This window comes from Larkinella insperata, assembly GCF_026248825.1.
In the GTDB taxonomy this organism is placed as follows: Bacteria; Bacteroidota; Bacteroidia; order Cytophagales; family Spirosomataceae; genus Larkinella; species Larkinella insperata.
Genome location: NZ_CP110973.1, coordinates 2,311,302 through 2,324,114 on the forward strand (window position 1 = coordinate 2,311,302; position 12,813 = coordinate 2,324,114).

Sequence of the window (12,813 nt, forward strand, 5' to 3'; positions counted from 1 at the left end):
AGGATCAATCCAGTCCCGGCCGCTGAAAATTTCGGGCTTCCGGAAACGTTTCTTCCATGTGCCGCCGGATGCGATCGAGCAGTACCAGCATATCGAGCACATCATCGGTCTTTTCGGGGTAATTCTCCAGCAGCGTGTGCCAGGCCAGCAGCGACTGATCGACGCTCACCAGAACCAGTTTGGCTTTTCCGTTGAAATAGGCTTCCAGGGTCGGAGTGCGGTTCAGGCCGTTGTTGATCTGCAATGCCGATACCACTTTAACCGGGATCAGCGTACGGTACCATTTAATGATTTCCCAGGCATTTTTCAGGTTATTGAGCAGCGAAATGGCTTCCTCTTCCGTACGCACGCCCAGATTCGTTTCGAAGGCTTGTTGGTGACCGGCCTGCTCCAGAAGGTCTTTTTCCTGCTTCAGCCAGGCCGCCGTTTGACGGAGGTAGTCATCGCACAACGTCGTCAGCGGATTCCGGGCGGAATCTTCGGCGGGGGCAACGGCTTTTGTTTCTTCTTCGATGGCCCGGTGCTCCGGTAACAAACGTTGCTGGCGGGCTTTTTCAACGTAGTTTTTCGTTAATTCCAGCGTTTCCATCAACCGGCTTACCAGCGTTTCCGCATCCATACTCGATTGCTTTAAACCCTCCGGATGCTGCATGGCAAAGTTCTGGCACCGTTTGGTAAAAGGACAGCGTTCACACCAAGAATCGCAATAATTGTAAATGTTCGGGATCGGCTCCACTTCCTCTTTCATGATTTACAGGTAGTTACGGTTTTTTGTGAATATGCTAAGACGCTAATTGAATATGGTCGAGTCATATCTGTCTGTGAATTTACGATTTTTGATATAAAACACAAATAGTGGGCCAGTTTTGTGGTTTTATATTCTGTTGCTGAGATTAAATTTTGATAAAAGTTTGGTGTGAGATTCAGAGGTGTTCCACGTGCAAATGGAACTTTGCCAAGGTCTGAGTGATAAACAGCCAGATGGGCTGGCAGGGGTAGTATTAATAAGGGAGAAAAGCTATTTTTGAGAACCCCAATTCCACCTCTATGAACTACTTGACCTTCCTGCTGCTGCTGATTGCGTTTTCGACAGTGGCTCAAACTCCGGAGACCGTCCCGCTTGATTCGTTAACAGAAACTTCCAGGCAGTATTTTAATCGTCAGCAAAACGACTCGCTCTACGCCCTGATGGGCGATGCCTTTCACGCCCAGCTCTCGGCAGCTCAGTTTTCCCAGATTTCACAGGGCTTGAAAGCACAGCTGGGAACCTGGCAGTCGGCCGAGCACCGAAGTATCAAAGACGGAGTGGCCCGTTACAAGGCAACATTCGAAAAAGGCTTGATTGACTTTTTCATCAGCCGCGATAAAGCCGGTAAAGTCCATACATTCCTGTTTAGGCCCTACGAGGCCGATGTGCCCAACAAAACCGAGGCTGTTCCAACCAGCAATCCGCTCAAAACGGCATTCGACAAGCAGGTCGACGCGGTAGCACAGGCGTACATCAAAAAGGCGAATACCGTCGGGCTCAGCATTGGAATCCTCCGCAACGACAGCCTGTTTACGTATGGCTACGGCGAAACCGCCCGGGGCAACGGACGCCTACCAGATGCCAACACTTTGTTTGAAATTGGTTCGATCAGTAAGACGTTCACGGCAACGCTGCTGGCCGATGCCATTCAGCGCGGGCTGGTCAAACTGGAGGATCCGGTTAACAAGTATTTGCCCGATTCCATACCTGCTTTACAAAAAGACGGCATTCCCGTCACGCTGAAGACGCTGGCCAATCACACCTCCGGATTGCCCCGACTACCGACTAACCTCTTCACGGCGGCCACCGATATGAACAACCCGTACAAACACTACGACCGCCCGTTGCTGTATGCCTACCTCAAAAAAGCCACGTTGGCGCGCCAGCCGGGGAAGGAATACGAATACTCCAATCTGGCGGTGGGGCTGCTGGGTACTATTCTGGAAACGGTAAACAAAAAAACGTACGAAGAACTTATAAAAGAGCGCATTGCGAAACCGCTGGGAATGACGCATACCGTACTGGTCCTGAATGAGCAGGACAAAAAACGCTTTGCGCAGGGGAATGACGCTAAAGGTAATCCGGCTTCGTCCTGGGAGTTTCAGGCGTTGGCGGGTGCGGGCGCGCTGCGGTCTTCGGTCAACGACCTGGTTCCGTACCTGAAAGCCGAGTTGGGGAAGGGACCCAAAAAACTGGTTGAAGCCATGAAAACCACCCAGCAAACCACCTTTACAAACGGCAACACCGCCATTGGCTTAGGCTGGCACCGACGCTCGGAGGAGGTACGGCCGTGGCTCTGGCACCAGGGCGGCACGGGCGGTTTTGTCACGTACGTTGCCTTTAATCCATCGCGGCAGACGGCGGTTGTTCTGCTGACCAATAGCCAGAATTCCATTGAAGATTTGATTGCCGGATCGCATAAACTCGCTGAAGCATACACCAAATGAAGATAGAAACCGTCAGTATTTTAGGATGCGGCTGGCTGGGTTTTCCGCTGGCTGAGCGGCTGCTGGACAGCGGCTACGGGGTTAAAGGAAGCACGACCTCCAAAGAAAAGCTTCCCATTTTCTGGAAACGGGGACTAAAACCCTACGAACTTCACCTGACCCCAGGGCTGGAGGGTGACGATTGGACGGATTTTCTGACGACCGACGCCCTGATCATCAACGTTCCCCCCAAAGCTGGACAACAAGGTGACGACTTTCATCCCCAACAGATTCGGGCCGTGGCTTACGCGCTGCGGCAAACCGGAGCGAAGCTGCCGTACACGATTTACGTTAGCTCGACGTCCATTTACCCCGATTTAAACCGGGAAGTGGTCGAGGACGACGTTGTGACGCCGGATCAGTCGATCTCGCCGGCGTTTGTTGAAGCGGAGCAAACCGTGCTGGGGCTGGGCAATTCAACCATCTTGCGTTTTGGCGGTTTGCTGGGCTATAATCGGATTCCCGGGCGCTACGTGGCCGGGAAGCAGGGGTTAACCACCGGTTCCATTCCGGTCAATTACATTCACCGCGACGACGGCGTTGGAATCATCACGGCTTTGCTGAGCAATCCGCAGCCGGGCCAGACCTTCAACGTGGTGGCCCCCGGACATCCGACCCGCCAAGCCGTGTACCGGAAGAATTGCGCTGACTTTGGGTACGAAACTCCGACGTTTACGGAGCCGTCGGAACCTGCCCCTTTCAAAATTGTCAGCCCGGAGAAACTGATCAGAACCATCGACTACACGTTTCAATACGCCGATCCTCTGGAATTTTACTACACTCCCTAGAACGTCCACTTCAGCCGTACGGAGGCATTGCGGCCCGGGTCGTCGGCGTAGTACCGGAAGCGGTTCAGGTAATCGCGGTATACCGTATTGAACAGATTCGTAACGGTGAGCCCCACGTCAATCTGGCGTTTTTCCGAAACCGGAATGGCAAAGCCCGCGGTTAGGTTCCAGAGCGAATAAGCGGGTGGGGGCGGAACAAAGTCGCTGTTGGCCGGAACCCGGTTTTGCCGGGCCACCCACAGATTACCCGCACCCACAAACACATCCTGTAAACCGGCCCACTCGCCCAGGTCGTAGCGCAGGCTGTTTTCCCAGCGGTTGGGCGGAGTCATCACAATGGGTTGGTTAAGAATTTGGTCCTGCACGTGCAGCAGCGACAGTTTGGAAGTTCCGCTGAGTTTAGGCAACAGAAGCGCCGTCAGGCTGGCATCCAGCCCCGCGTAAAGCGCGTCGGTTTGCGTGTATTTAAAAGCCGGAAAGGCCCCCCGGATGGTCAGAACCGGTTCAGCCTGAGGCTTCAGGTAGATGTAATCCCGAATGGTGTTGTAAAACAAGCCAAGCTCTGCCTGTACCCTCTTGCCCGTATATTCGGTGTTCAGGCTCAGATTGAAGGCCATTTCGGGTTGCAGCGTCCGGTCGCCGAGTTCGTAAGCCGCGGCACCGTGGTGAACTCCGTCGCTGAACAGCTCGCTCACGTTGGGGGCGCGCCAGGAGGTTCCGGCGTTGAAGCGCGTTGTCCACTGGTCGCTCATTGAATACATGGTGCCGACGGTTCCCGAAAAGTTCTGAAACACAAACAACGGTTTTTCCAGCACCCGGTTTTCATACCGGAAGACCTGCATATGCCGGTAATCGTAGCGCAGCCCGGCTTCGTATTCCCAGCGGTTGAGTCTGAGTTTTTCAATCCAGAAAATGCCGCCGTTGTACGTCCGGAAATTGGGGATCAACGGGCGGCCGTTCATGATATTAAACTGGTAAAAACCACTGACGCCCACGCTGCCGGTTAACCGGTTGGCAACGGGCTTGTGTTCGAAGATCAGGTCGCCGGTATAGGTGGTGAGCCGGAAGCGGAGTTCCGGGCGGTTCAGAGCCGCCAGCGAATCGTTCCGGGGGCGGTGCAGGTCATATTCCATCCGGTCGTCAAACTGCCGGGCCAGCGTCAGGCTCCAGGTGCCGCCCGATGCCGGTTTCCAGTCGGTTTTCCACTTCAGTAAGTCGTGGGCAGTTTGTTGGTAAGGCCGGTTGATGGCGTATGAGAAACCGGACTTGATCATCGGTTCGCCCTGTTCAAGCACGGCCTGTAGGTCGCTCAGGCTGCCAATATGAGAGCCCGAAAAGATGCCCAGCCGGGTCGCAAAACGGCTGTAGTAGAGCTCCGAGTGAATCCGTGACGACCGGTAACCTAGCGAAGCCGAAAAATTCTGCTCCGCAATACCGGTATTGTCCAGAAAATACCGGGGAGTACGGATGTTACCGCCCCGTTTGAGCGTTCCCTGCACCCGCCAGCCGAATCCTTTCCCGAAGCCGCCTTCCGTTTGCAGCGATGCCACACCCTGCCGACCATTGGTGAAGCCCACCAGATTCAGTTCACCGTGAACGGCTTTGGCCGTGGGAAGCGGAGCCGGTTCCACCAGAATAACCCCGCCGATGGCATCAGAGCCGAAACGAACGCCCGCGGCCCCCTTGATGACGGTAATGCGGCTAGCAACGAACGGATCGATTTCGGGCGCATGTTCAGAACCCCACTGCTGGCCTTCCTGCCGGATACCGTTGTTCAGGATCAGGACGCGGTTGCTGTGCATACCGTGAATGACGGGTTTGGCAATTGATGAACCGGTTTGCAGCGTGGTTACCCCCGTCACGTTCCGCAGGGCGTCGCCCAGCGACTGGCCACGGGTTTGGTCGAGTGCCTTGCCTTCCAGTTGCGAAACCGCCTGGCTGTTGAGCGCCGTAGTCCGTTGTGCCGTTACGTTCACATCCTGCAAATGAATATCGTCTTCGGTCAGCAGCACATTTTGTTCGGCGGTGTGAACTAACTTAACGGATTGGGAAACCTCTTTATAACCTAAAATGCTGCTAACCACCGTATATTGGCCTTGGCACAGTTGATCGATGCGGTAATTCCCATTAGCGTCAGTCAGGGTTCCTTTTTGCAGCTCTTTAATAAATACGGCTGCACCAGGGATGGGTTGACGGTTATCCTTATCCAGTACCACCCCTTTTATAAAACAGTCGCAGGGATTCTGGGCAGAAGTGGGGAACAAGATTCCCACTACCAGTAAAAGAAGAACGAATAAAGAAAAGAATAAATGATCAGGCTTCACTTTCAAGCAGTTACAAAATTTCTGAGTGAACAAAGTTACATTATTTTGCAACGTGGTTGCAGATTATTTCAGTTTAATTCTGGGAATTATAAACCTGAAAAGCCTCAATAAAGCCGTCAAAAAGCTTGTTTTCGATGTTTGTTTAACTAAATTTGGCCAAAGCTTAAACAAAGTGTGGCGTGTGGTTCCACACATTGTAGAAAAAAGACCACAAATTGCTCTTTGATATCATCTGGCACACGTGTTCCACTTTCTCATTTATAAAATTGCAAACTCCTGTAAGTGAGCAGTTTAAGGCGAGTTATGACGGAAGTAATTAATTAAGTCGCGGTTTTGGTTGCATTGTTGTCTAATAGGTAAGCAGACTTGGTTCAACAATAACGACTTAACGACTTATAGATCATGACAGCTCTTGAATTTACCTACAACATTGGCAAAGTTTCTAAGTCGCTAAAGCCATTTGCGCTGCGTTTGACGAAAGATGTTGAAGATGCAAATGACTTATTACAAGATACTTTGTTGAAGGCTTTCACAAATCGTGATAAATATACGGATGGTACGAACCTCAAAGCGTGGTTGTATACCATCATGAAAAATACGTTCATCACCAACTACCAACGGATGGTGAGAAAAAACACTTTCATCGATACAACGGATAACCTGCACTACATCAACTCGACGGAAAGCAGCACCGACAACCTGGCGTACTCATCCTTCGCTCAGGATGATATCAACCGGGCCGTTAATGCCCTGGAAGATACCTACCGGACTCCGTTCATGATGCACTTCCGGGGCTTCAAATACCACGAAATTGCAGCCCGCTTGGACATCCCCATCGGGACGGTTAAAAACAGAATCCACATCGCCCGCAAAGAGCTGAAAGACAAATTGAAAGTCTACGCTTACCAGGGTTAATAATAAAGATACTAGAGGATAGACAAGAGATGAAAATATAAGTCTAATACTAGTCTTTTATCTCTTGTCTCCTTCTAACATCTTGAAAGATATTTGATTGAGTAGTTTTTGGTTAAAAAAGAGGAAGGTTCCGAAAAGTTAGATGGTTTCCGTCTAACTTTTTTGGTTTGGACAGGAGACGGATTTTTCAATCCGTCTTTTTTGTGTGTAAGGACTCGTCAACACTTCCGGACTTGCAGAAGGGGTAGAAATCATCACTTAAAATCCTCTAAGAGATTAGGGGTTAATATGTCAAAAAAAGTCATTGTTATTGGAGCCGGATTCGCGGGCTTGTCGGCAGCTACTAGCTTGGCCGATAAGGGATTCGACGTGACGATTCTGGAAAAAAACGATCAGGCTGGGGGACGGGCGCGGGTGTTTCGACACAACGGCTTCACCTTCGACATGGGACCGAGCTGGTACTGGATGCCCGACGTTTTTGAAACATATTTCGGCCGTTTCGGTAAGAAACCGTCGGATTATTACAAGCTGGTTCGGCTTGACCCGTCGTACAACGTCATTTTTGGCCCTGATGATGCTGTAAGCCTACCCGCGGGTCTCGACAAATTGCAGGCGGTTTTTGAAACGATGGAGCCCGGCGCCAGTCGACGACTGCTCGATTTTCTGAAACAGGCGGCTTACAAATACGACGTGGGCATCAACCAGTTTGTCTGGAAGCCCAGTCGACGCGTAACCGAATTCATGAGTTTGAAACTGCTACAGGATGTGATGCGGCTGGATGTGTTTCAATCATTTGCGACCCACATCCGCAAATATTTCAGCAATGAGCGCCTGTTGCAACTGATGGAATTCCCGATTCTGTTTCTGGGTGCGACGCCCCAGAACACCCCGGCGTTGTACAGTCTGATGAACTACGCCGAGATTTCGCTGGGCACCTGGTATCCAATGGGCGGTATGCACGAGATCGTGAAAGGCATGGTGAGACTGGCGGAAGAGAAGGGGGTGAAAATAGTATTAAACCATCCGGTCAAACAAATTGGTGTAACAAATGGTATAGCCAACAAGGTCGAAACGTACCAGGGAACTTTTGAAGCCGATATCGTGGTAGCCGGGGCCGATTACCAGCACGTTGACAGCAAATTATTGGCTCCTGAATACCGTAATTACGACGATCGTTATTGGAACAGCCGGGTGATGGCACCGTCGTCGCTGTTATTTTACCTGGGCATACGAAAGCGGGTGCCCCGTTTGCAGCACCATAATTTGTTTTTTGACGAGGATTTCGGACGGCACGCGTTTGAGATTTACGAAAAGCCGCAGTGGCCCACCAAGCCGCTATTTTACGTGTCGGCCCCGTCGAAAACCGACCCGACTGTGGCACCGGGCGGTATGGAGAATCTGTTCATTCTAATTCCAGTAGCGCCGGATCTGAATGATCCGGAAGAAACACGGGAACATTATTACAACATCGTGATGGACCGGCTGGAAGCTTACGTAGGCGAAAGTATCCGTAATCACGTGATTTTCAAACGAAGTTACGCCCATAGCAATTTTGTTGCGGATTACCACGCCTTTCGGGGCAATGCCTACGGGCTGGCCAACACGCTACGGCAAACCGCAATCTTAAAGCCGGGATTAAAGAACAAACGGGTAAACAACTTGTTTTACACGGGCCAATTGACCGTTCCGGGTCCGGGTGTACCGCCCTCGCTGATTTCCGGATTGGTGGTGGCCGATGAAGTGAAAAAAGAATTTGGATAAGAGACGTGTTGTATAAATGGAATTACTAATTGCTGTATCCGACCTCGTTGGGAAGGAGCAGCTCAGCCACTAACCCAATGATCGAACTATTCAATCGCACCTCGGTAGAATGCAGCAAACTGGTCACAGAATACTACAGCACCTCGTTTACGCTGGGTATTAAAACGTTAGACCGAAAATTCCATTACCCCATCTATGCCATCTATGGTTTTGTTCGCTATGCCGACGAAATTGTGGACACATTTTACGATTACGACCAGAAATATTTGCTGGAGAAGTTCAAGGCCGATACGTACGAGGCTCTCAGGGAGGGAATCAGCTTAAACCCAATTCTGCACGCGTTCCAGCGGGTCGTTAAGGAATACAACATTGAGCAGAAGCTGATCGATTCGTTTCTGAAAAGCATGGAAATGGATCTGTATTATAACGAATACAGCGAAAACCGTTACCAGGAGTATATTTACGGCTCGGCGGAAGTCGTGGGGCTGATGTGTCTGCGGGTGTTCTGCGAAGGTGACGCGGCCATGTTCGACCGGCTGAAAGAACCGGCCTGCAAACTGGGAGCGGCTTTCCAGAAGGTAAATTTCCTGCGCGATCTGAAAAGCGATTTTGTGGACCGGGGCCGCGTTTATTTCCCGGGAGTTGATTTCAGCGACTTCAGCCGGGACGCCAAACGGTTAATTGAAGAAGACATTCAGCGGGATTTCGACGACGCGTACGTTGGCATCATGAACCTGCCGCGCGGGGCCCGGATGGGCGTGCATCTGGCTTACACGTATTACCGGACGCTGTTCAACAAAATCAAACAGGTACCGGCTTCCCGGATTCAGGAAGAGCGGGTGCGCGTGCCGGACGTGAAAAAGATTGCCCTGTTGGCCCAGACGTACGTACGGTTTCGCTGGAGCAGCATTTAAGCGGGTCAATCGGCGGTGACAATGGTCATCTGCAGATTAGAATCGTAAACGCTAGCAAGAACCAGCAGGTATAAGTCCTGATCAGCTTCAAAAACGGCTGTTTTTACAAACGTTGTTTAAATACAGGTAGCTCCACAAAGTCCAAAAAAACGGCCAGATGATCAGCATCCGACCGTTTCTGCTTTTCTTTTCCTCAATTGCGGTCCAGAATCACCCTTTTGAATTTGGTTCTAATATCAAACTGCTGCGACACCCGGGTTGTGCCCGAGCGCACCACAAAGCTGTAGGTGCCATCCTGTAAAGTGGAAAGGTCAAACGTAGTAACGCGCAATTCGTGATGCGAATATTTGTTGGCGTACAGAATTTGCTGATCGTTGCTGATGATAAAAACATCAATGTTCCCGTGTAGAAGCATCAGGGGCTCAGTTACTTCCAGTCGGAATTTAAGATTGCTGATTTCGTGAAACGATAATTGAAGACCGGGTGTATCCTTCGTATTTTTCAGGTCTTCTTCCGGCGTTTGAGCATCCGCCGGACCCGCCAGCAACAACCCGCCCAGCACCATCGCCAGCCAGCCTGGTTTCCATTTCCCGTGCGTGTAAATTTTCCTTTTCATGGTTGTATTAAATTTTGATAACTAGACAGAGTACAATTTAATAATTGCTATTTCGGGGTTTTTAGTTACCGTTTATAGCGACAATTAAATTTATAACTTGTTTTCGTACAAAGTATTACCGTTTACTAGCCTTCCCAAAATTTGTTTTTTTAGTGACGGTTTGTGTTAGAATCTTTCAATAAAAACCGCTTTTTTACAAGGAGTCCCTAGAATAGTGAAATGAGATTTTAACCCTATCTTTGCAGCTTAGTAACTTCATTTCTAATACAATACAGGTTCATGGTTTCTGAAACAGCTGAAAAGACGGTATCCGCGGAGGTGCTGGCCAAATACGAGCTGGTGATTGGTCTGGAAGTACATTGCCAACTCCTGACGGCGACGAAGATTTTTGCCGCCGATTCCAATCAGTTCGGCAGCGAACCAAATACAAATATCAGCGTCATTACGCTGGGGCACCCGGGCACCCTGCCCAAGCTCAACCGCAAAGCCGTTGAACTGGCGGTCCGGATGGGGCTGGCCTGCCGTTCGTCCATCACGCAGTACACGGTTTTTGCCCGTAAAAATTATTTTTACCCCGACCTGCCCAAAGGCTACCAGCTTTCCCAGGATAAAACTCCGATTTGCGTTGGGGGCGAAATACCGGTCAAGTTCAAGGATGCCAGCGGACAAACCGTTGAGCGGGCGGTTCAACTGCACCACATCCACCTGGAGGAAGATGCGGGCAAAAGCATTCACGACAGCGACTGGAACACCCTGCTGGATTATAACCGGGCCGGAACGCCCCTGATTGAAATGGTAACCGATCCGGTTATTCAGAGTGCCGAAGAAGCCGCGGCCTACCTGACCGAAGTTCGGCGGCTCGTGCGCTACCTGGATATCTGCGACGGGAACATGGAAGAAGGCTCGCTGCGTTGCGACGTCAACATCTCGGTGCGCCTGTGGGGGGCTAGGGAGTTCGGGACCAAGGTGGAAATTAAAAACATGAACTCCATCCGGAACGTACAGCGGGCGATTGAAACCGAACTACGGCGGCAGGTTGAGACCATCGAAAAGGGCGGAACGATTATCCAGGAAACCCGGATGTTCGACGCCAACACGGGCCTGACGCACGGGATGCGGGTGAAAGAAACCATGAACGACTACCGGTATTTCCCCGATCCGGACCTGAGCCCGGTCGTGATTTCCGACGAATGGCTGGCCGGGATTCGCGCCCAAATGCCCGCCCTGCCGAAAGAGCGGTACGAGACACTACTAAACCAATACGGTTTGCCCGAGTACGATGCCGCTTTACTGGCCGATGCCAAAGAACTGGCCGATTATTTTGAAGCGGTTAGCCAGAAAACAACGCATTATAAAGCCGTTTCCAACTGGATTATGGGGCCGGTCAAAGCGCAGTTGACCGAAAAAGCGCTGCGGGACGGGCAGTTTCCGGTTCCGGCCGAAACACTGGCCGACCTCATCAACCTGGTGGATTCCGGAAAAGTGAGCTTTTCGACGGCCAGCCAGCGGATTTTCCCGGTGCTGATTGATCAACCCGGCAAATCGGCGGAGCAGGTGGCGCAGGAGCAGAATTTGTTGCAGAACAGCAATACCGATACGTTGCAAACGTTGGTAGATGAGGTGCTGGCAGCGTGGCCCGATAAAGTAAAAGAATACAAAAAGGGCAAGAAAGGACTGCTGGGCTTGTTTGTGGGTGAGGTGATGAAAAAGTCAAAAGGCAGCGCCGACCCCAAGCTAACGAATGAGCTGCTTCAAAAATCGTTATCTTCTCCGTTATAACTGTACAGGTAAGATGAAAAAAAATCGGATTGGTTTCGCCGTTTTGATGGCTTTGGCCCTGCCGTGGTCGGCTTCGGCGCAGGAAGCCGGCAAAGAGTTTACGGTTAGCGGTACGGTACAGAACTTTAAGCCGGGCAGCAAGGCCTACCTGGAAACGAATGAGCAGCTTCCCAAAAAGCTGGATTCGGCCCAGATCGACGCGGAAGGCAAGTTTGCCCTGAAAGGGCGCGAACTCAACGGCGGGAGTTTTTACAAACTGAATCTGGCTAACGAACAGGTATCAAGCTTGCTGGTCGATGGCGGAGAAAAACTGACTGTTACGGCTGACGCCAAAGACAAAAGTAAGTTGCAGGTGACGGGCTCCGTCAACATGGAGTTTTACCCGAAAATTGTGGCCATTGACGTCATGATGCGGGAAAAACACAAGGCTTGGCAGAAGCGGGCGGCTGCGGCTGCTTCAAAAAACGACTTCAAAGCGGGGCAGGCTATTGATCAGGAAGTGGTTACCGAAAACCAGAAGATCATCGAAACCGTCAAAGCGATGATTCCGCAGATGGGTACTTCGACGGTTGCCATGATCTCGCTCAAGTACCTCGATCCGAAAGAGCATTTCGCCATGTACGAATCGCTGGCCCAGAAAATGCAACAAGAAGGGGTGAAGGGCAAACAGGTTCAGGCGTTCATCAACTTCGTGAACATGACCAAGGCCGAAATGTCGGCCCAGGCCAATCAGGTAGCCATTGTAGAAGGAGCCCTGGCGCCGGACGTTACACTGGAAAATGCGGAGGGCCAGTCGGTTAGTCTTTCGTCGTTGCGGGGAAAATACGTTCTGATCGATTTCTGGGCGTCGTGGTGCGGTCCGTGTCGCCAGGAAAATCCGAATGTAGTTCGGGTATACAACAGATACAAGGACAAAGGTTTTGAAATTTACAGCATCTCGCTCGACGACAGCCGGGATAAGTGGCTGAAAGCCGTGCAGGCCGATGGCATGGTCTGGACCAACGTGCTGGGTAAAAAGAATGGAAGTTCGCCCGTCGCTCAGCAGTACGCCATTCAGATGATTCCCACGACGTATCTGCTCGATAAGGAAGGGAAAATCATAGCGAAAAACCTGCGGGGGCAGGCGCTGGAACAAAAGCTAAGCCAAATTCTGGACAAATAAATCACGCGTTTACGGTATTCGGTAACCGGGGCCCGCAAAA

Annotated in this window: 10 protein-coding genes; 7 read left to right on the forward strand and 3 right to left on the reverse strand. The window is 51.2% G+C overall.

Going from position 1 to position 12,813, the window contains the following annotated elements; translation table 11 throughout:
• Positions 1–4 precede the first annotated feature (4 nt).
• Entirely contained in the window at positions 5–748 is a 744-nt protein-coding gene (locus OQ371_RS09470) for a hypothetical protein (protein WP_265993524.1), read from the reverse strand.
• 299 nt (positions 749–1,047) lie between these two features.
• Between OQ371_RS09470 and OQ371_RS09475 the strand changes: the two genes are divergently transcribed.
• Positions 1,048–2,475 carry a serine hydrolase gene (locus OQ371_RS09475; protein ID WP_265993525.1) on the forward strand — a complete coding sequence of 476 codons (1,428 nt, stop codon included), beginning with the start codon at positions 1,048–1,050 and terminating at the stop codon, positions 2,473–2,475.
• Positions 2,472–3,302, forward strand: coding sequence for an SDR family oxidoreductase (locus OQ371_RS09480; RefSeq protein WP_265993526.1), 831 nt, complete (start codon positions 2,472–2,474; stop codon positions 3,300–3,302). The genes OQ371_RS09475 and OQ371_RS09480 overlap by 4 nt, the downstream gene beginning before the upstream one ends.
• Here OQ371_RS09480 and OQ371_RS09485 read toward each other — a convergent pair.
• Entirely contained in the window at positions 3,299–5,575 is a 2,277-nt protein-coding gene (locus OQ371_RS09485; RefSeq protein WP_265993527.1) for a TonB-dependent receptor, read from the reverse strand. The two genes, OQ371_RS09480 and OQ371_RS09485, sit on opposite strands and share 4 nt — an antisense overlap.
• A gap of 453 nt (positions 5,576–6,028) precedes the next feature.
• On the opposite strand from OQ371_RS09485, the gene OQ371_RS09490 reads away from it, so the two are divergent.
• The 3 genes from OQ371_RS09490 (at position 6,029) to OQ371_RS09500 (ending at position 9,216) form a co-directional block, all read left to right on the forward strand.
• Positions 6,029–6,541, forward strand: a complete 513-nt coding sequence (locus tag OQ371_RS09490) for an RNA polymerase sigma factor (protein ID WP_265993528.1) — start codon at positions 6,029–6,031, stop codon at positions 6,539–6,541.
• Between the two features lie 288 nt (positions 6,542–6,829).
• Complete coding sequence (gene crtID, locus OQ371_RS09495) at positions 6,830–8,302, forward strand: bifunctional phytoene desaturase/3,4-desaturase (protein ID WP_265993529.1); 1,473 nt, start codon at positions 6,830–6,832, stop codon at positions 8,300–8,302.
• Positions 8,303–8,379: 77 nt separating this feature from the next.
• On the forward strand, positions 8,380–9,216 hold the full coding sequence (locus OQ371_RS09500) for a phytoene/squalene synthase family protein (protein ID WP_265993530.1): 837 nt from the start codon (positions 8,380–8,382) through the stop codon (positions 9,214–9,216).
• Positions 9,217–9,409: 193 nt separating this feature from the next.
• Here the strand turns inward: OQ371_RS09500 and OQ371_RS09505 are convergent, their stop codons facing one another.
• The gene (locus OQ371_RS09505; RefSeq protein ID WP_265993531.1) at positions 9,410–9,832 is read right to left on the reverse strand and encodes a hypothetical protein; all 423 of its coding nucleotides are present in this window, start codon (positions 9,830–9,832) and stop codon (positions 9,410–9,412) included.
• A 279-nt stretch (positions 9,833–10,111) separates the two neighbouring features.
• Between OQ371_RS09505 and gatB the strand changes: the two genes are divergently transcribed.
• Both gatB and OQ371_RS09515 read left to right on the forward strand, forming a co-directional pair.
• Positions 10,112–11,611: an Asp-tRNA(Asn)/Glu-tRNA(Gln) amidotransferase subunit GatB gene (gene gatB, locus OQ371_RS09510; RefSeq protein ID WP_265993532.1), complete on the forward strand. Its 1,500-nt coding sequence runs from the start codon at positions 10,112–10,114 to the stop codon at positions 11,609–11,611.
• 13 nt (positions 11,612–11,624) lie between these two features.
• Positions 11,625–12,773 carry a TlpA disulfide reductase family protein gene (locus OQ371_RS09515; RefSeq protein ID WP_265993533.1) on the forward strand — a complete coding sequence of 383 codons (1,149 nt, stop codon included), beginning with the start codon at positions 11,625–11,627 and terminating at the stop codon, positions 12,771–12,773.
• The last annotated feature ends 40 nt before the right edge of the window (positions 12,774–12,813 follow it).